This window comes from Cupriavidus taiwanensis LMG 19424, assembly GCF_000069785.1.
Taxonomy (GTDB): Bacteria; Pseudomonadota; Gammaproteobacteria; order Burkholderiales; family Burkholderiaceae; genus Cupriavidus; species Cupriavidus taiwanensis.
Genome location: NC_010528.1, coordinates 839,133 through 858,653 on the forward strand (window position 1 = coordinate 839,133; position 19,521 = coordinate 858,653).

General features: G+C 64.8%; 17 protein-coding genes. 11 read left to right on the forward strand and 6 right to left on the reverse strand.

Going from position 1 to position 19,521, the window contains the following annotated elements; genetic code table 11:
- Positions 1-118: 118 nt before the first annotated feature.
- Entirely contained in the window at positions 119-799 is a 681-nt protein-coding gene (locus RALTA_RS03905; protein WP_012352118.1) for a CoA pyrophosphatase, read from the forward strand.
- Between the two features lie 84 nt (positions 800-883).
- Here the strand turns inward: RALTA_RS03905 and RALTA_RS03910 are convergent, their stop codons facing one another.
- Positions 884-1,732, reverse strand: a complete 849-nt coding sequence (locus RALTA_RS03910; RefSeq protein WP_012352119.1) for a sulfurtransferase — start codon at positions 1,730-1,732, stop codon at positions 884-886.
- A 208-nt stretch (positions 1,733-1,940) separates the two neighbouring features.
- On the opposite strand from RALTA_RS03910, the gene dnaE reads away from it, so the two are divergent.
- Positions 1,941-5,453, forward strand: coding sequence for a DNA polymerase III subunit alpha (gene dnaE / locus RALTA_RS03915; protein WP_012352120.1), 3,513 nt, complete (start codon positions 1,941-1,943; stop codon positions 5,451-5,453).
- A gap of 30 nt (positions 5,454-5,483) precedes the next feature.
- On the opposite strand, the gene RALTA_RS03920 is transcribed toward dnaE, so the two are convergent.
- Together RALTA_RS03920 and RALTA_RS03925 are read right to left on the reverse strand one after the other, a co-directional pair.
- Entirely contained in the window at positions 5,484-6,554 is a 1,071-nt protein-coding gene (locus RALTA_RS03920) for a glycosyltransferase family 4 protein (RefSeq protein ID WP_012352121.1), read from the reverse strand.
- A gap of 46 nt (positions 6,555-6,600) precedes the next feature.
- A complete protein-coding gene (locus tag RALTA_RS03925; RefSeq protein WP_012352122.1) occupies positions 6,601-7,365 on the reverse strand; it encodes a glycosyltransferase family 2 protein in 765 nt (254 codons plus the stop codon).
- 307 nt (positions 7,366-7,672) lie between these two features.
- On the opposite strand from RALTA_RS03925, the gene RALTA_RS03930 reads away from it, so the two are divergent.
- Both RALTA_RS03930 and msbA read left to right on the forward strand, forming a co-directional pair.
- Positions 7,673-8,443 (forward strand): glycosyltransferase family 25 protein, encoded by a 771-nt coding sequence (locus tag RALTA_RS03930; protein WP_012352123.1) that lies wholly within the window; start codon positions 7,673-7,675, stop codon positions 8,441-8,443.
- Between the two features lie 99 nt (positions 8,444-8,542).
- Complete coding sequence (gene msbA / locus RALTA_RS03935; RefSeq protein WP_172583139.1) at positions 8,543-10,267, forward strand: lipid A export permease/ATP-binding protein MsbA; 1,725 nt, start codon at positions 8,543-8,545, stop codon at positions 10,265-10,267.
- A gap of 72 nt (positions 10,268-10,339) precedes the next feature.
- Here the strand turns inward: msbA and waaC are convergent, their stop codons facing one another.
- On the reverse strand, positions 10,340-11,317 hold the full coding sequence (gene waaC / locus RALTA_RS03940) for a lipopolysaccharide heptosyltransferase I (protein ID WP_012352125.1): 978 nt from the start codon (positions 11,315-11,317) through the stop codon (positions 10,340-10,342).
- 181 nt (positions 11,318-11,498) lie between these two features.
- On the opposite strand from waaC, the gene RALTA_RS03945 reads away from it, so the two are divergent.
- Positions 11,499-12,089 carry a peroxidase-related enzyme gene (locus tag RALTA_RS03945; RefSeq protein WP_012352126.1) on the forward strand — a complete coding sequence of 197 codons (591 nt, stop codon included), beginning with the start codon at positions 11,499-11,501 and terminating at the stop codon, positions 12,087-12,089.
- A 34-nt stretch (positions 12,090-12,123) separates the two neighbouring features.
- Here the strand turns inward: RALTA_RS03945 and RALTA_RS03950 are convergent, their stop codons facing one another.
- Positions 12,124-12,633 carry a hypothetical protein gene (locus RALTA_RS03950; protein WP_012352127.1) on the reverse strand — a complete coding sequence of 170 codons (510 nt, stop codon included), beginning with the start codon at positions 12,631-12,633 and terminating at the stop codon, positions 12,124-12,126.
- 278 nt (positions 12,634-12,911) lie between these two features.
- Between RALTA_RS03950 and RALTA_RS03955 the strand changes: the two genes are divergently transcribed.
- From RALTA_RS03955 to RALTA_RS28990, 6 genes are all read left to right on the forward strand, one after another.
- Positions 12,912-13,241, forward strand: a complete 330-nt coding sequence (locus RALTA_RS03955) for a hypothetical protein (RefSeq protein ID WP_012352128.1) — start codon at positions 12,912-12,914, stop codon at positions 13,239-13,241.
- A gap of 267 nt (positions 13,242-13,508) precedes the next feature.
- Positions 13,509-14,540, forward strand: coding sequence for a PIN domain-containing protein (locus RALTA_RS03960; RefSeq protein ID WP_012352129.1), 1,032 nt, complete (start codon positions 13,509-13,511; stop codon positions 14,538-14,540).
- A gap of 133 nt (positions 14,541-14,673) precedes the next feature.
- Complete coding sequence (locus RALTA_RS30170; protein WP_012352130.1) at positions 14,674-15,204, forward strand: hypothetical protein; 531 nt, start codon at positions 14,674-14,676, stop codon at positions 15,202-15,204.
- An 88-nt stretch (positions 15,205-15,292) separates the two neighbouring features.
- Positions 15,293-15,832: a hypothetical protein gene (locus tag RALTA_RS03965; RefSeq protein ID WP_012352131.1), complete on the forward strand. Its 540-nt coding sequence runs from the start codon at positions 15,293-15,295 to the stop codon at positions 15,830-15,832.
- 567 nt (positions 15,833-16,399) lie between these two features.
- The gene (locus tag RALTA_RS28855; RefSeq protein WP_157877104.1) at positions 16,400-17,206 is read left to right on the forward strand and encodes an HNH endonuclease; all 807 of its coding nucleotides are present in this window, start codon (positions 16,400-16,402) and stop codon (positions 17,204-17,206) included.
- 425 nt (positions 17,207-17,631) lie between these two features.
- Positions 17,632-18,162, forward strand: a complete 531-nt coding sequence (locus tag RALTA_RS28990; RefSeq protein ID WP_157877105.1) for a uracil-DNA glycosylase family protein — start codon at positions 17,632-17,634, stop codon at positions 18,160-18,162.
- Between the two features lie 111 nt (positions 18,163-18,273).
- On the opposite strand, the gene RALTA_RS30175 is transcribed toward RALTA_RS28990, so the two are convergent.
- Complete coding sequence (locus RALTA_RS30175; RefSeq protein WP_157877106.1) at positions 18,274-19,008, reverse strand: hypothetical protein; 735 nt, start codon at positions 19,006-19,008, stop codon at positions 18,274-18,276.
- Between the last annotated feature and the right edge of the window lie 513 nt (positions 19,009-19,521).

Consider the following 19,521-nt stretch of genomic DNA (forward strand, 5'->3'; position numbering starts at 1 on the left):
GGCCAGCGTTTCCTCAGGAAGGGCACCCCAGGGTGCCCTTTTTGCATGGCCGCGCGGGTCCACCGGCCGCGCTTTGCTGCGGCGCCAGATGGCGCGCTTCTGTCATACTTGCGATGTTATGCGTCCCGCCTTCGATCCCGAATCCCTTCCCGTCATCGATACCGACCTGCGCAACGGTGCGCTGAGCGCGCCGCGCCTGCAGGTGGACTTTATCCGGCACCGCTTCCAGGCGCCGCCGGCATGGGCGCCCGAGCTGACCGACGAGTCGCGGGTCTACGATCGCAGCCGCGGGCTGCGCGATGCCGCGGTGCTGGTGCCGCTGGTCGAGCGCAGCGATGGCCTGACGGTGCTGCTGACGCAGCGCAACGCCAACCTCAGCGCGCATGCCGGGCAGATCAGCTTTCCTGGCGGGCGGCAGGAGTCGTGGGACGTCAACCGCATCGACACCGCGCTGCGCGAGACAGAGGAAGAAGTGGGGCTGGCCCGCGACTATGTCGAGGTGCTGGGCGCGCTGCCGGATTACATCACCGGCACCGGCTTCCACGTCAGCCCGGTGGTGGGCCTGGTGCGCGATGGCTTCACGCTGCGGCCCGATGCTTCGGAAGTGGCCGATGTGTTCGAAGTGCCGCTGGCCTTCCTGATGGACCCGTCGCACCATGAGCGGCGCCTGTTCCGCTGGGTCGACGGCGAACGCATGTTCTACGCCATGCCCTATCCGCGCGAGAACGGCGGCCAGCGCTTTATCTGGGGCGCGACCGCCGGCATGCTGCGCAATCTCTACCACCTGCTGGCGGCCTGAGCCGCCACCTGCGCATCCGCGCATTGTCCCGCCTGCGCGGGAATGACAGTAGAAGGTGATGCGTTATCGGAGCTGCATTGCCGCTTAAGCCGCCGCCCGGTCCTTGCCGCCAATGCAGTGCGGACAGCTCTTGCCGACCACATAGTGCGGGCTTTGCTGCTGCTCGGGCGTGACCACGGCGCGGCAGGCAAAGCACTGCTTGGGTCCGGCCGGTTCGAGGCTGGGGTTCAGCGCGGTGCGGTAGTCGAAGACGAAGCAGTCGCCGCGATAGTGGCTGCCGCCGACTTCCTCGAAGTACTTCAGGATGCCGCCTTCGAGCTGGTAGACGCGCTCGATGCCGACTTCCTGCATGTGGATCGCGGCTTTTTCGCAGCGGATGCCGCCGGTGCAGAACGACACCACGGTCTTGCCGTCCAGTTCCGCCTTGTGCGCGGCGACAGCGTCGGGAAATTCGCTGAACTTGGCGATGTCATACTCGACCGCGTTCTCGAACGTGCCGACCGCCACTTCGAAATCATTGCGGGTATCGAGCATCACCACCGGACGGCCTTCGTCGTCGTGCCCCTGGTCCAGCCAGCGCTTCAGGTCCGCCGGCCGCACCGACGGCGCGCGGCCCGCTTCCGGGCGGATCAGCGGCATCTTCATGGTGATGATTTCCTTCTTGGCGCGCACCAGCATGCGCTTGAAGGGCTGGTTCTCCGACAGGCTTTCCTTGGGGGCGATATCGGCAAAGCGCGCATCGGCATGCAGCCACGCCATGAAGCCGTCGATGGCTTCGCGCGGGCCGGCCAGGAACAGGTTGATGCCTTCCGGCGCGAGCAGGATCGTGCCCTTCAGGCCCGCCGCCTCGCAGCGCTCGCGCATGGCCGGGCGCAGGGTCTCGATGTCGTCCAGCGAGACAAACTTGTAAGCGGAAATATTGACGATCTGCATGGGAGACTGCGCCGCCGCGGCGGCGTCCCGAGGGGCGCCGACAGCTTGCGATAACTGCCTGATTGGAAAGGCGAAATTATAGCGTGCGCGGACCGTGCGCGTGGCCCATTCCCCAGCACGCCAATCAGCTATGCGCCCCCGCGCGCCGGCTCCGGTAGCACGCAACATTGGCGGCATGCGGGCGGGCCGAGCCGGTACAATGTCGCCCATGTCTGCACCCCGCTTCGTACACCTCCGCCTGCATTCCGAATACTCCATCGTGGACGGCATTGTCCGCCTCGATGATGCCGTCAAGGCCGCCGCCGCCGATGGCATGGGCGCGCTCGCCCTGACGGACCTAGCCAACGCCTTCGGCCTGATCCGCTACTACAAGGAAGCGCGCGGCAAGGGCGTGAAGCCGGTGGTCGGCGCCGATGTGTGGCTGACCAACGCCGAGGACCGCGACAAGCCCGCGCGCCTGCTGCTGCTGGTGCAGGACCGGCGCGGCTACCTGAACCTGTGCATGCTGCTGTCGCGCGCGTGGCTGGGCAACCAGCATCGCGGCCGCGCCGAGATCGACCCGGCCTGGTTCCAGGAACCGGGCGAGGACGACCTGCCGCTGGCCACCGGCCTGATCGCGCTGTCGGGCGCGATGGGCGGCGACATCGGCATGGCGCTGGCCAACGGCAATGCCGACGGCGCGCGCCGTGCCGCGCAGCACTGGGCCGCGGTGTTTCCGCAGCGCTTCTACATCGAGCTGCAGCGTGCCGGCCACGCCGGCACCGACGCCTACGTGCAGCAGGCGGTGCAACTGGCGGCGTCGCTGCAGTTGCCGGTGGTGGCGACGCATCCGGTGCAGTTCATGACGCCGGACGACTACACCGCGCATGAAGCCCGCGTGTGCATCGCCGAGGGCGAGCTGCTGGCCAACCCGCGCCGCACCCGGCGCTTCACCACCGACCAGTACTTCAAGACCCAGGACGAGATGTGCGCGCTGTTCGCGGACATCCCCTCGGCGCTCGAGAACGCGGTGGAGATCGCGCGCCGCTGCAACCTGACGCTGGAGCTGGGCAAGCCGCGCCTGCCCCTGTTCCCGACGCCGGACGGCATGTCGCTCGACGACTACCTGGTGTTCATGGCCAAGGAAGGCCTGGAGAAGCGCCTCGCGGTGCTGTTCCCGGACGAGGCGGTGCGCGAAGCGAAGCGCCCCGAATACTACGCCCGGCTGGAGTTCGAGACCGGCACCATCATCAAGATGGGCTTCCCCGGCTACTTCCTGATCGTGGCCGACTTTATCAACTGGGCCAAGAACAACGGCGTGCCGGTGGGCCCGGGGCGCGGCTCGGGTGCGGGCTCGCTGGTCGCCTATGCGCTGGGCATTACCGACCTCGACCCGCTCAAGTACGCGCTGCTGTTCGAGCGTTTCCTGAACCCGGAACGGGTCTCGATGCCCGACTTCGACATCGACTTCTGCCAGCACGGCCGCGATCGCGTGATCACCTACGTGAAGGAGAAGTACGGCAAGGATGCGGTGTCGCAGATCGCCACCTTCGGCACCATGGCCGCCAAGGCCGCGGTGCGCGACGTGGGGCGCGTGCTCGACCTCGGCTACGGCTTCGTCGACGGCATCGCCAAGCTGATCCCGTTCAAGCCGGGCAAGCTGGTCACCATCGAGGAAGCGAAGAAAGAAGAGCCGCTGCTGACCGAGCGCGAGCGCAACGAGGAAGAAGTGCGCCAGCTGCTGGAGCTGGCGCAGCGCGTCGAGGGCATGACGCGTAACGTCGGCATGCATGCCGGCGGCGTGCTGATCGCGCCCGGCAAGCTGACCGACTTCTGCCCGCTGTACACGCAGGGCGGGCAGAACGACGGCATGAGCGGCGTGGTCAGCCAGTACGACAAGGACGACGTCGAGGCCGCCGGCCTGGTCAAGTTCGACTTCCTGGGCCTGACCACGCTGACCATCCTGGACTGGGCCGAGCGCTATATCCGCCGCCTGGACCCGAGCAAGGCCGACTGGAACTGCAGCCATATCCCGCTCGACGACGGCCCTGCCTTCGACATCCTCAAGACCGCCAACACGGTCGCCGTGTTCCAGCTGGAAAGCCGCGGCATGCAGGGCATGCTGAAGGATGCCAAGCCTGACCGCTTCGAGGACATCATCGCGCTGGTGGCGCTGTACCGCCCGGGTCCGATGGACCTGATCCCCAGCTTCTGCGCGCGCAAGCACGGCCGCGAGAAGGTGGAGTATCCCGATCCGCGCGTCGAACCCGTCCTGAAAGAGACCTACGGCATCATGGTCTACCAGGAGCAGGTGATGCAGATGGCGCAGATCATCGGCGGCTACTCGCTCGGCGGCGCCGACCTGCTGCGCCGCGCGATGGGCAAGAAGAAGCCCGAGGAAATGGCGCAGCACCGCGTCATGTTCCGCGAGGGCGCCGACAAGAACGGGCTGTCCGCGCAGCAGGCCGACGACATCTTCGACCTGATGGAAAAGTTCGCGGGCTACGGCTTCAACAAGTCGCACGCGGCCGCTTATGCGCTGCTGGCGTACTACACCGCCTGGCTCAAGGCCCACCATCCGGCCGAATTCATGGCAGCCAACATGTCGCTGGCCATGGACGACACCGACAAGGTCAAGATCCTCTACGAGGACTGCAAGCTCAACAAGATCGCGGTGCTGCCGCCCGACGTCAACGCCAGCGAGTACCGCTTCGCGCCGACGGACCCGAAGACCATCCGCTACGGCCTGGGCGGCATCAAGGGCAGCGGCCAGGGCGCGATCGAAGACATCCTGCGCGCGCGCGAGGAGCGGCCGTTCACCGACCTGTTCGATTTCTGCGAGCGCGTCGACCGCCGTCAGGTCAACCGCCGCACCATCGAGGCGCTGATCCGCGCCGGCGCCTTCGACAGCCTCAACGACAACCGCGCGCAGCTGCTCGCGTCGGTGCCGATCGCGATGGAAGCCGCCGAGCAGAAGGCGGAGTCGGCCAACCAGGTGTCGCTGTTCGACCTGATGGGCGATGCCGGCGATGCGCATCGCCCTGAGTTGCTCGACGAGCCGCGCTGGAGCCCCAAGCGCACGCTGCAGGAAGAAAAACAGGCGCTCGGCTACTACTTCTCGGGCCACCTGTTCGACGCCTACCGCGACGAGGTGCGCCGCTTCAACAAGGGCACGCTGGCCGGGCTGGAAAAGGAAGTGCAGGGCAACGGCGGCGGCTTCGGCCGCGACGTGCGCGGCAAGACCATTGCCGGCGTGATCAGCGGCATGCGCACGCAGATGACCCAGCGCGGCAAGATGCTGATCGTCACGCTCGACGACGGCACCGGCCTGGTCGAGATGACCGTGTTCAACGAGGTCTTCGACGCCAACCGGCAGATGTTCCGCGAGGACGAACTGCTGATCGCCACCGGCAATGCGCGCCACGATACCTTCACGGGCGGGGTTCGCTTTACCGCCGAATCGGTGATGGACCTGGTCGCCGCGCGGGTGCGCTTTGCCAGCGCGGTGCGGCTGTCGATGAACGGCAATTCCTCGACCGGCATGCTGCGCGAGCTGCTGATGCCTCACCTGGCGCGCGCCAGCGGCATGCAGGGGCTGCCGGTGCGGATCCGCTACGAGGCGAAGGCGGCCAGCTGCGAAGCCATGCTCGGCCCCGAGTGGCAGGTGGTGCCTTCCGACGAGGCGCTGACCGCGCTGCGCCAGGTGCTGTCAGCGGATGCCGTCAGCACAGTCTACGAATAAGCGGCCCCTGCATTCCCGTCGCGCGCTGCGTCATGCGTGCCGGGCGGCGCGCGCGTCGGCAGCGAGCCGCAGCAGGGTGTCGACGTGGACTTCGATATCCGGATCGTAGTCGAGCAGCGCCAGCGGGTTCGACAGCCGCGCCTGGCCGCCGCGCACCGACGCCACCGCGGCGCGGATGGCCTGGTCCAGGGTCTCGCCGCGCTCGCGCGAGAACGCGTGCACGGCTTGAGGCCGGATCACTTCCAGGCAGGCGATATTGTCGGCAAAGACCAGCGGCGTGCCGCAAAGCACCGATTCCACCCCAACCAGCCCGAACGGCTCATAGCCCGACGCCAGGATGGTGAAGTCGGCGGCGCGGTAGAGCGCGTCGATGCGGCTGCTGTAGCCCAGTTCGCGCACGCGCGGGATGGTGCGCCCGACCGGGCGGCCGGCCACGGCGAGCGTGATCGGCAGGTCCGAGCGGGAGAAATAATCGGCCAGCAGGTCGAAGCCCTTGCGCGCATGGCCCGACGACGGGAACAGGAACACGATCTCGTCGTTGCCGAAGCCGAATTCGCGCCGCAGCGCCGCGCGCGCGGCGGCATCGACCTGGGTGAAGCGCTGCGTGTCGACCGGCGGGTAGACCAGCTCGACGCGCTCGGGCGCGATGCCGTACAGCTCGATCACTTCGCGCCGCATCAGCGCGGAATGCGCCACCACGCGGTGCGCGCCGGCATACTGCGCGCTTTCGAGATCGATCTGCCACTGGTCCGAGCGCCGCGCCGGCGTGCCGCGCGCGGCGAGGTAGCCGCGATGCGTGCCGCCGCAGATGGCGATATCGGAGCCGCGCACGCGGTTGCATCCGATCAGCACTTCGCCGGCATCGCGGTGCGCCTGCAGCCGCCACGAGAAATAGCGGTCGCGCAGCTTGCCGGGCAGCCACGACACCACGATCCGATGCGCGGCAACACCCGCCGACGCCGCCACGCCGGCGTCGAAACGGCGCGCGTAGACCGAGACTTCGGTATCGGCTCGCTTCGCCATGGCCCGGCTGATGTCGAGCGCGTAGCGCTCCAGGCCGCCGCCGGCGCCGAAGCGATTGCAGGAGATGCCAACTTTCATTGATCGAGAAGGTAGAGGGTAGGGCGGCGCGGCCGGGTTGCGTGCTTCAGCCGGCGGCCTTGTTTTCCGCGGCGGCGTGCAACTGCGCCAGCTTGGCGTACTTGTAGTAGCTGGCCTGCGCATTCATCAGCGCGACGCCGAAGCCGGCGCTGCCGTCGAGGAAGCCGCGCTTGAGCAGGTAGGTGCGCACGAACGCCCACAGGCCGTGGCCCGCCGCCGACGCCACCGAGCTGCGCTTGCCGCGGGCGTAGGCCTGCTGCGCGCCCGCGCTGGAATAGCTGTCGATCTTGCGCAATACGTCCGACAGCGAACGGTAGCTGTAGTGGATCAGCGGCTCGCGCAGCCGCGTGACCGGGTCGTCGACCTTCAGGTGTTCGTGCACGAGATCGTCGGTGAAGCGGCCGCGGCCCTTGCGGAAGACCCGGGTGACGTAGTCGGGATACCAGCCGGCATGGCGCACGAAGGTGCCGCAGAATGCGGACAGGCGCGGCAGCGCCAGCGCCTGGGCCTCGGCTTGGTGCAAGTGCTTCAGGATTTCATCGCGCAGCGCGGGGGGGACGCGTTCGTCGGCGTCCAGGCTGAGGATCCAGTCGCCGCTGGCAGCCTGGACCGCGCGGTTCTTCTGCGGGCCGAAGCCGGGCCAGTCCTCGGTCTGGATGACGGTGGCGCCCGCGGCACGCGCGATCGCCACCGTGTCGTCCGTGCTGGCCCAATCCACTATAATCGCCTCTTCGCACCAGGACACGCTTTCAAGGCATGGCCCGATATTGTGAGCTTCATTCCTGGTAATGATGACGGCGGAGACTTTCATGGAACGTAGGGGCGCGCCCCGTCCGGGCCAGCCCGGCAGGCCGCCGGCGTCGCCGCCAGCCGGGCGCTGATGGAAGAGCGCGTATTCTACCGCACCGGCGCAGTGGCCCAGCAGCCGCCTGGCGCTTCCTGGCCGGTCCGCACCGGGTGCGCCGGGCCCGCCGAAGCGAAATCTCAGTTGCCAAATTGATGACACGAGCACATTGGTCCCGATTCACAGGGATGGAAACCGTTGTATCCCTGGTGGCGTGTGCCGCATCGATCTCCCTTTGGCGCCGGCGCGGCAAGGACGCATGGGCGGTGCCGGCATGATCGGCGCCTATGTGATCAACCTCGAAGCCGCCGAGGCGCGCCGCCAGCGCATCGCGGGCCAGCTGACGCGCCTGGGGGTGCCGTTCCAGGTGTTCCCCGCCGTGAACGGGCGCGCCCTGGCAGAGGACGAGGTCGCGCGCCGCTACGACGCGCAGGCCGCCAGCGCCAGCTATCGTCCGATGAGCCGCGGCGAGATCGGCTGCGCGCTGAGCCATCTGGGCGTCTACCGCAAGATGCTCGAAGACGGCGCCAGCCTGGCCCTGGTGCTGGAAGACGACGCGCTGCTGGGCGACGACGTGCCGGCGGTGCTGGAGGCCCTGGCCTCGAAGATGGATCCCGACAGTGCCGACGTGGTGCTGCTGTCGCATGTCGACAAATTCACCCGCTGGGGCATCAAGCCGCTGGGCCAGCGCAAGCTGGTGCGGCGCTATGGCGAATGGTGGCGCGCGCATGGCTATGTCGTCACCCGTGCCGCGGCCGAGCGACTGGTCGCGGGGCTGCAGCCGACCTGGTGCGCCGCCGACTACTGGTCCGCGTTCGAGCGCCGCGGCCTGGTCTCGGTCCGCGCCGTGGTGCCCTATTGCATCGGCCTGACCGAACTGGCCGAGGCCTCGTCGCTGGAAACGCATCGCGCTGACCTCGACGCCACCGACAAGGCGCGCCGCAGCGTCGGCTATTATCTGCGCCGCTATGTCTACCAGCGTTTCCTGTTCCAGGTCTTCGTCAGGCCCTTTTTGCGCGTTGCGCGCCAGAAACGGCCGGGCTAGCGCCGTGTCCTGCCGCAGCAACGCCGCCTTCACCCAGAAGAAAACTCAGTGACCACATCCAAACCGCCCATTTCGCCAGGTGCCGCCGTGCCGTCCAGCATGGCCAGCCGGCTCTGGTCCTACCTGCGCCCCGAGTTGCGCATCTTTATCGGCGCCATCCTCGCCATGGCGGTAGTGGCCGCCAGCGAAGGGGTGATCCCCAAGGTCGTCAACGACCTGCTCGACAAGGGTTTCGGCGGCGACTATGCGGGCACGCTGTGGCATGTGCCGGCGATCCTGACCGGCGTGGCGCTGATCCGGGGCGTGGCGCAGTTTGCCTCGGGCTACCTGCTCAACCTGATCTCGAACCGCGTGCTGCTGAAGATGCGGCTGCAGATGTTCGAGCGCCTGCTGCAGGCGCCGGCATCGTTCTACCACCGCAATACCGCGGCGTCGCTGATCAATGCGGTGATCTTCGAGGTCAACCAGGTGCTGCAGATCCTGACCAGCGTGTTCATCACCCTGGTGCGGGATTCGCTGACGGTGGTCGCGTTGCTGATCTACCTGTTCTACACCAACTGGCGCCTGACGCTGATCGTGGCGGTGATCCTGCCGGTGATCGGCTACCTGATGTCGAAGATCAACCGCCGGCTGCGCAAGCTCAACCGCGATCACCAGACCTATACCAACAATGCCGCCTATGTCGTCGAAGAGGCCGTGGGCGGCTACAAGGTGGTCAAGCTGCATGGCGGCGAGTCCTACGAATTGCAGCGCTTCCGCACCGTGGCCGAGCGGCTCAAGAACTACTCGATGCGCATGGCGGTGGCGGGCGGGCTGAACCAGCCGGTCACGGCCTTCCTGGCCGCGCTGGCGCTGTCGGTGATCATCACCATCGCGATGGTGCAGGCGCAGGCCAACCAGACCACGGTGGGCGGCTTTACCGGCTTCGTGATGGCGATGCTGCTGCTGATCTCGCCGCTCAAGCACCTGACCGACATCAACCAGCCGCTGACGCGCGGCATCACCGCCGCCGAGATGATCTTCCGGCTGATCGACGAACCGGTCGAGCCGCAGGATGGCGGCAAGCCGCTCGCGCGCGCCCGCGGCGAACTGGCCTTCGAGCAGGTCGGCTTCCGCTATGGCGAGGCGCCGCGCGCCGCGCTGGAGGGCATCGACCTGCGCGTCAGTCCCGGCGAAGTGGTGGCGCTGGTGGGCCCGTCGGGCAGCGGCAAGACCACGCTGGTGAACCTGGTGCCGCGCTTCTTCGATCCGACTTCCGGCCGCATCCTGCTCGACGGCGTGCCGCTGACCGAGCTGGCGCTGAAGGACCTGCGCAACCAGATCGCTTTCGTCAGCCAGGACGTGGTGCTGTTCAACGACACGGTCGCGGCCAATGTGGCCTATGGCGCGCAGCCCGGCAGCGAGATCGACATGGACCGCGTCGAGCGCGCGCTGGCGGCGGCCTACCTGACGGAAACCGTCAAGGGCCTGCCCGAGGGCGTGCAGACCAATATCGGCGACAACGGCATGAAGCTGTCCGGCGGCCAGCGCCAGCGCCTGGCGATCGCGCGCGCGCTGTACAAGGATGCGCCGATCCTGATCCTGGACGAGGCCACCTCGGCGCTGGACTCGGAATCGGAGCGGCAGGTGCAGGCAGCGCTGGAGGAACTGATGAAGGGCCGCACCACGCTGGTGATCGCGCACCGGCTGTCGACCATCGAGAATGCCGACCGCATCGCCGTGCTCGACCATGGCCGCGTGGCCGAGACCGGCACCCATGCGCAGCTGCTCGCGGCCAATGGCCTGTACGCCGGGCTGCACCGGATCCAGTTCGCCAGCCACTAGGCGGGCGGCGCTCATCAAGCAAAAGGGCCGGCGCATTTGCGCCGGCCCTTTTTCATTCCCGTGCCCGGGGGATCAGTTGTTCGAAGTGACCCGCGGCATCACCTCGTCGATGGCCGCCAGCACCTCGGCCCGTTGCGGCACCACGCCGCCGCCGCCCAGCGACACCGCGCGGCCCGGCGCATCGACGCCGTACAGGTGGCGCGAGGTGTTGGTGAACAGGATTACCGTCGGCCGGCGCAGCGCGTCGGCAATATGCACGAAGCCAGTGTCCATGCCGACCACCAGCGACGCCTTGCCCACCATCTGCGCGACGCCGGTGATGCTCATGCGCGGCATCACCTCGGCGCCGGGCACGCTGGCGGCGATGGTCTCGGCTTCCAGGCGCTCCGCATCATTGCCCCAGGGCACCAGCACGCGCAGGCCGCGCGCCGAGATGGCGCTGCCGACGCTGATCCAGTCGGCAACCGGCCACTTCTTTTCCTCGCTGGACGTGGCGTGAAACAGCATCGCGTACGGGCCCTTGGCGGCGGCAGCGGGCGTGTCCGCCGGCATTTCCAGGCCGTACTCCATCTCCCGGGTCATTTCGTAGCCGAACGCGCGGCTGACCGCGCGGCGCATGCGGTTGCGCGCGCAATCCTCTTCCACGAAGGGCTGGAACACATGGTTGTAGGCGAAGCGCGCGCCGCTCTCGCCCAGTTCCTGCACCGGCAGGCCATAACGATGGCGGGTGCGGGCGAGGAAGCTGACGATGGCGCTCTTGTAGACGCCGTGGACGTCCAGCACCGCATCGTACTTCTCGCGGCGCAAGGCGCGCAGGGCAGCGAAGATCTCGCGCAGGCCGGCCCAGCTGCGCGCCTTCTTGAAGCTGCGCAGCGGCGCGGCGATCACGCGATCGATGTTGGGGTTCCAGCGCGGCACGTCAGCGCAGTAGGAGTCGGCGATCCAGTCGATCTTGACGCCGGGAAAGGCGCGCTGCAGGTCAGCCACCAGCGGCTGGGTGAACACCATGTCGCCGAGCGAGGTCAGCTTGACGATCAGAATACGTTTCATCGGGAACAGTAGCGCGGTCTGGGGCCCGCCTGGTTCGGAAGGTGCGTAGTATGCCTGATCCGGCGGACATCTGTCCGTGCGATGGATGGGCGACATGCGGTCCGCCGGCTTGCGCGCGATCCGTTAGTATTGGTGGCAGAAGCCTCACGACGATGACGCCAATCCCAAACCGGAGACCACCATGTCAGACACGGCATTCCCGATCAGCCGCTACGCCATCCCGCCGCTGGCCGACCTCCCCGACGATATCCGCGCGCGCATCCTGGAGGTCCAGGAAAAGGCCGGCTTCGTTCCCAACGTGTTCCTGGCGCTGGCGCACCGTCCCGACGAGTTCCGCGCCTTCTTCGCCTATCACGATGCGCTGATGCTCAAGGACGGCGGCCTGACCAAGGGCGAGCGCGAGATGATCGTGGTGGCCACGTCCGCCGCCAACCAGTGCCTGTATTGCGTGGTGGCGCATGGCGCGATCCTGCGCATCTACGAGAAGAAGCCGCTGGTCGCCGACCAGGTCGCGGTGAACTACCTGAAGGCCGACATCCCGCCGCGCCAGCGCGCCATGCTCGACTTTGCGATGAAGGTCTGCACCGCGTCGCATGAAGTCGGGGAGGCCGATTTCGATGCGCTGCGCGCGCATGGCTTTTCCGACGAGGATGCCTGGGATATCGCCGCGATCACCGCGTTCTTCGGCCTGTCCAACCGCATGGCCAATACCATCGGCATGCGCCCGAACGACGAGTTCTACCTGATGGGGCGGGTGCCGAAGGCGAAGTAGCGGCCGTGGCGCCGCGATGCCGCGGCGCCCGGGCTCAGCGCACCTCGGCGCAGGCACCGCTCTTGGGATCGAACAGCACCGGCCACGCCTGCTCGTAGATGCCGGGCGTGCAGTACTTCTCGCAACGGTTATGCGCCAGCGTGACGCGGCGCGGATCCTGCCAGACCAGCAGCTTGCACTGGCTGCCGTCGATCGCCTGCAGCTCGATGTGCGGGGTCTGGCGGACCTGGCGGAACTGCACCAGGTTGAATTCGCAGCTGCCGCGCCGCGATACCCACAGCTTCCATTTCAGCGCGCGCACCTCGTTGGCCTGGACGTCCATCAGCGCGTCTTCGCGGAAGCCGTCTTCCTCGGTGCGCTTGCACGCCGCGGCAAGGTTGATGACCTTGGGGGCGATCGGCGTGGCGCGCTCCTTGGGCGCCTCGGGGACTTCGACCCTGGCTTGGGGCGGCGGCGCCGGTGCGCGCCTGGCGATCGGCAATGGCGCGCACGCCACCGATAACAGGAGGGCCAGCACACAGGCCCCATGGTTCGTGGCGTTCATGCCGGACTCCTTGCTTGCCGACCGGCCGTGCCGCACCGGAACCGCTCTTGCGCACAGCCGGGTGCGGCCTCCGCGCGGAGGCCGCTGACTACCTCCGTTTAGTTATAGCGGATGGCAAACGGAAATGGGTTAGGGCCATTCCCGAGTCCAGAATGCCGGAGCCCGCAGCATCGGACAGGTGCCTCCATGCATTGCGGTTACGTTCTTAAACAGCTTGAAACACTGCGATGCGCACCCGCGTGCTAGCCTCGCCCCAACCTGTTCTTGCCCGTTCCGACATGAAACCCCGCCTCCTGGTATCCCTCGTGGTCTTGCCCGTGCTCCTTGGCACCTTCTGCGCCACCGCCCATGCCGACGACGACTGGGACGACGACGACCGGTACTATGGGCGGCACCATGGCCGCTATTACAAGGGCGACGACTACAAGGAAGAATTCTGGGTCGGCAACTGCAAGATCAAGCGCAAGTGGAAGGGCAATGGCGAATACAAGGAAGAGCGCAAGTGCAAGGACCGCCCGGTCGTGTACCAGCCGCCGCCGCCTCCGCCGGTGTATTACCAGCCCGAACCAGCGCTGGTGATCAGCCCGCACGTGGTGATCCGGCCGTAAAGCGAAACAGCCCGCCAGTTGGCGGGCTGTTTCGCTATGGCGGTGGCGGAAAAGCGCGCCGGCCGCTTCACATCAGGATGATGTCGTACTGTTCCGGGGAATGCCTTGAAACCCTTGCCAGGCTTGGCTTTCTGCCTGGATTGATCGAGGCAAATTGGTTCCAGCTACCGATGGGGCTACCAATTTGGGTCGCGCTGGCATGAGGTGATGCGGCAGGCCCCCAGCCTCTCGTAGAATCCCCGCTTTCTCCCCTGAACGAGGAACGGCATGGCAATCCGGCTTCTGGTTGATACCTGCGTCTGGTTGGACCTTGCGAAGAACTTTCGCGAGCAGCCAGTCATCGGCGTACTCGAAGATCTGGTCCGACGTGGCGAGGTGGAACTGGTCGTGCCCCAGCTGGTGCTGGACGAGTTCGAGCGAAACCAGGCTCGCGTCATCGAGGACGCCAGGCGCGGTCTGCAGTCGCACTTCCGGCTGGTCAGGCAGGCCGTCAATCAGTTCGGGGATGCCGAGCGCAAACCCAGCCTGCTGGCTGGCCTGAACGAGGTTGACCACCGGATCGGCGTCGATGGCGACGCGGTGGGCGAATTGATGGGACGCATCGACCGGCTTCTGCGCCGCGCTCCCGCGCTCGTGGCCAGCGACGCCGTCAAGCAGCGCGTCACGGAGCGTGCGCTGGCGAAGCGGGCCCCATATCACCGCGCGAAGAACAGCGTGGGCGATGCCATCCTCGTCGAGATGTACGCCGACGTCGTGTCGGCGGCGCCTGACGACACGTCGTGCGCCTTCGTCACTCATAACACAAAGGACTTCAGCGACGCGGAGGGCGACTTCCGCAAGCCGCACGTCGACCTCGTGCACCTGTTCGAAGCGCCAAAGTCCGCCTACTGGATCTCGATGGTCGAGTTCTTGAAGGATTACAGTGCTGAGCTGCTCGGTGACCACGATTTCGAGTTCAACTACTCCCAGGAGGCGCGACGCCTGCAAGAGATACTGGAGGCCGAGCACCTCCTGTTCCGGCAGGTTTGGTACAACCGTCACTGGAATCTTCGACATCAAGTCGAAACCGGCGAGGTCCAGGTCGTGCCCAACGAGGGCTACAGCCGCAACCCGTATCGGTCCGACCAGATACTCGCCTCGGTCTGGGGAGGTGCCCTCGCGGCTGCGAAAAGGACTGAAGACGAGGTCGGAAGCGAAAATCTCGGTCCGTGGGACGACTTCGAGTGGGGAATGATCAACGGCAAGCTGTCGGCGCTCCGCTGGATTCTCGGAGACGAGTGGGACATGCTGGATACCTGAAGGAGTGGATCATGCAGCAGCTGCATCCAGTTGAAATCCACATCCAGACTCCCGGCCTCTAACGCCGGGGACGACCATCAAGTAGGGGGATGGCGCGATCCCCCGCGAGATCGCGGGTAAGGCGGAGTAAACCATGGCTTATCTTTTCACGCGTCAGCAGCTCTACGAGCGAATCTGGGCCGAGCCGATCACGGTGGTCTCGAAAACCTTGCAGGTGTCCGACGTGGGTCTGGCGAAAGCCTGCCGTCGTGGCGGGGTCCCGCTGCCGCCCCGCGGCTATTGGGCCAAACGAAACGCGGGGAAACACGTGAGCCCCACGCCCCTGCCACCCCGTGGACCCGGTGCCTCTGACTTGATAAAAGTCGGTTCGGGATCTCGGCACGCTCCCCCCGACGCGGGTAATAGGCCCGTTGCCACCACCCCGCCTGCGCCGCCGGTTTACGAAGAGACTTTGGATCAGGTCAAAGCGCGAATTGTCGCGGCCTTTCCGAAGCGGTTTCGTTTCGACCCGACGCTGGATCACCCCCATCCAATGATTGCGCTCCTGCTCTTGGAAGACGAGGCGCGCCGCAAGCAGCAAGCGAAATCCGGCTCTTCCTGGGATGGCCCACGCTTTGCAGTCGCTTCGAGCGGCGCCGCCTATGTTTCCTCAGTAACCTGTTGACAGTGCTGTTTCAATTCGATGTGCAACCAACGATCCGTGGCCGGGAGGCACGCGAGACTCATGTGCGCGTAGGTGATTCGCGATCGCGATGTCGGTGGATGCCGCCATCAAGCTGCGACCCCGTGGGCGCGCGGCGGCGAAAGACCCGGATCGCGAACCGATGGCGATGGAAATCGAGATAGCCCGATGGCAACACGGCGAAGCGGAAGAGCGCCTGTTCTGGTGCGACGGCGCCACGGGCAAGCTCGAAAGCCAGCTCCGCGAGATCGCGATCGCCATCGTCTGGGCGGGCGAACGGCAGCTTCGGAAAGGACGCCAGTTCTTTTACGAAATGGATTGCCGGAGCTACCAGCAAGCGCTCGAGCAGGAACACCAGCGTCGCGAGGCGGCGGAGCAACGCGAGCGCGACCGCCTCGCGCAGGCGGAAGCCGATCGGGTGGCACGGTTGCTCGCGCAGGTCAGCGCGCATCAGCAAGCCGACCAGATCCGACACTACGTCCAGCAGGTCAACGACACGCCGGCAGCCGTGGCAGGCCGGGCGTTCAACGGCGACCGCAAAGCATGGGCCGCTTGGGCCCTTGCCATCGCCGATCAAATCGATCCGTTGAAGTCGGGTGGCGAATTTTGATTCGACCCTAGGCACTGATCTGCGGTTGCCGCCGAAGGACTCCGAATTTTCCCATGGCGGCGTCCGGGCTGAGGACATACGCCTGACGGCTATTGCTGTTGTCGAAATGGCTTATTCTCGACACTAATACCGGCCTTATAGAAGCGGTCGCACCAAGGCGGCTGTATCCCAATTTAGGCCGTGCTTTGCGCGCTGCCTAGCGAAGTTGCAACGGTTCGAGCGTTGGACAGTAGCATCGGCCACACGACCGAATGTGTTGGCAACACGATATGCTCACATATTCCCGTTCCCACGCACTCCATGTTAGAACACTCAGACTTAGACGATGACCTTGAAGCTGAAGGTCTTGCTCTTCTCGCCCGCCTTACGTCTCGCGGGTACAACGGAGACCGGCTCGCCGCCTGTTCACGAACTCGCCGATTACTGGCCGCACTCGCTCGCGAGGGTTTCAAGATTCGGTCGAGCGGCCGCGGCCTTTCAGAGAACGGCAAGACTATTGTTGTCGAATGGGAAGAAGGACCAGGCAAGTGCCACTATGTTGGGTACGAGCCCAACGATATGCAGCGAATGGACTTTCTCCTCGGAATCCCGTTTCTGATGTCGGAAGGTGGCTCCCGCAATCGCAAGACGATTGGGTTTGACCTTGCTGCGCTGGCCCAAGCCACAGGCCTACCTGTCGCACATCTTCATTTGACTCCTGAGAAACCTAAGGGGCAGCGAGAAGATGGGGTTGAAGAGCAATATCTTCGAGTGAGCGAGCACCACTCTGCGATGGTATTGGTGCGCGCCATTACGGCTGCCCTGTGTTCATCCTACCAGCCGCCCGAAGTTGACTCGGAAGAGGCCCTTGAGGAGCGTGTATGGGCTGAGCTGCAGAAGCGCCGGCCAAGCTTAGGCGCAGCGATGTACGAGAGGGTCTCGAAGGCGAGAAGGGGGCAGGGGCGCTATCGTGATGATTTGATGCGGCTCTTTGGGGGCCAGTGCGCGGTGAGCGGCCTGGGCCTTTCTGCGGCGTTACGAGCTTCACATTCACTCGCATGGGGCCGGTGCGAAACCGATGAGCAGCGCGTTGATGAGAACAATGGGCTGCTCCTGTCAGCAAACTTGGATGCGCTATACGACCGATATCTCATCTCATACACGCCCTCCGGGGCGGCCCTCGTGTCCGAGTCGCTGAGCGCCGAAGACCTACACAAGCTGGGATTCATCGGTGGCTTGCGCGTGACGCCTACCGCCGCTCAAGCTGAATATCTTGAGATGCACCGAAGGGAGTTCGTCAGAAAGGAAGAGCTGCGCAAGCAGAAAAGAGCGGGCGTCAACACCGTATTTGATATCGGCAATCCCGTGACGAAGGAGCTCGCGCTGAAGAAGTGAATCGGCGGCTTGTGTTCTTGAGGCAAAAATGCATCCGGAACGATCGAATGACCGCTTTCAGGCTTACTGTCTCATGCGGGCTAGTTCCAACTAGGGTCGACTGCCACGCAAACGGTCAGTCAATCTACCGAGTCTCGCTTCGGTGTGTTCGACGTTGCGGACGTTCGATTCGGCAATATCCGGGCAGGCGACGGCTTACTTGGCGTCGCCCGGTCTACCGCCTGTCTTCTGTATGATGCGCAAGTGCAATTCAACCACAGAGCAAGACATTGAAGTCATCCACAGTCCCTTCAAACTCTCCAGCGCTAGCAGCGCTATCGACTGACTTCGAGACCCAACTCAAGAAGTACTGTCGTAGGGAGACGGGCGGCTATCTGCGCCCCTTCGCTCCCAACAGGAACTGGAAGGCCGCGACAATTTTCATCGTGGGTACCAACCCAGCTACGCCATTGCGAGACCAATTCGAAAGTTACGATAGCTACTGGGATTGCTTGACTCGCGATACGGAAAAATTCCAGAAAATTTACACGTCAGCTCGCGGCCCGGCAAAGTCGAAGGGTACCACGGTCAACTTAAAGGTCCTGCTCAATCTGCTCGGCAGAGAGGACTGCCTGGTCACCAATGCCTGCTGGTATCCGACTAAGCGGCGCCAAGCGATTCCTATGGAAGAGCGTACTCGTCATCATGATGCGTTGCGGCTTCTCATCCAATTTTGTCGACCAAAAGCGATTTTATTTCACGGTAACCCAGCTATCGGATTTGCCGAGAGCGTCTACGGGCTAAATCTGGACCGACGACAACCTGTCTTTCTACAAGACGTTTTTTTCGGCGGCACGTTGTTTCTTGCTTATCCACATTTGAGCGGAATGGGCCTTGAGAACGGGGAAAAGTTCTCGTTCCGAGAGGATGTTATCGATATCGCCGCGCGCATTCGGGGTCATGTATCGACGCAATGATGCGAGCGTTGGGACTAGTGTTCAGCACCGGGCCCGCCATCGAACAGGATCCGATCGCTGCTTCATCGCCAATTGCCCGGGGGCCTTGTTCGACAGCCGGGTTCAGCCCCTTCAGTAGCCGTGATAGGTGCCAAGGCCGTCCACAGCCTCATAGATTTTTCGCTGCCGCTCAGCTCGATCGGCAGCGGTTTCTTTTTTTACTACACTGGGCCTGACTGTAGCCGGTGCGTTATTGACAGTGGGTGCGCCAAAGGCTTCCTTAACCGCTTGCTCTAGTGCGACGATTCTCGGCATGCCTAACACCATGAGTTCGTCTCTCCTGGCTCGGATTTGCTTGGTGGCCGTTGCTTGATAGAGAGGCGAATTTGGGTCGATTTTCGGATATTGCCGCTCCAGCCGTGACACCGCCGCATTGTAGGAGTCAATCGAGGCACTTGTATCTGGCGAAACGGGCGTTGGCGCTGGCGAGCTGTAACTCGTTGGGCGCACCGCAGGAGGTGGGTCGCGATGTGTCATCACATCCTTAATGACCCCGCGCTCGACGAACATCAGAACCACTATCACAGTGAAGAGGCCCCATTTGCCGACCGTTACGAGGCCCCTCCCAAGTTTACGGCCGGCGACCGTGGCGCCGGCCACCACAACCTTGGCCCCGTCCATCGCAAGTGCCGCGAGGTCGTCGGTGGCCCGGCTGAGATCCCTGTGAGATTGCGCGTCGGCCTTTGCCCCTTTGACGATAGATAGACCTAACTTTGTCCCGAGTCCGAGCCCAAGCAAGTCCACAAAAACGAAAGCGGGATTTCCCGAGGCGAACGCAATAAGAGTGCCTACAGCGGCTCCAATCATTACGCCAGTCCTAGACTTGCCCAGGGCTGCACCCAGAATGGGAGGAATAGCGTGAGCAGCGCCAATTGCGAGTACTACTAGGCTCATATCTTCATCCTTTTCCAATATCCTGGGTCTAGTCGGTGAGCGATCTGTGGGGACACGTCATCATTCTGAATGCTGAAAGCGGGCACCATCGCCCTTCGTAAGAAGAACTTGACATGCCGGGTTGAGAGGGCCACCCATGGTGACCGGCCCAGATATAGGGTGGGCCTCACAGTGCGCCGGGCTATTAAACACGAGCCGAGTGCACGGCTGCTGGTTAGCGATTCCATAATCCGTTTGCAACGACTGTTTGGACCCGCAGCCGATTTCGGCCGTCGACGGCGGAGCGTGTCCAGGCCCTTATCGATCCCTATCAAACGCATCCCAATGCGCCGGTTCGATGCTGCCCCAGTTAAGCGGTGAGGTTCGGGGCGATTCCACCCGTTGGTGGTGTGCCAAAGGGCGCGCAACACCGAACCAATCAGCGCG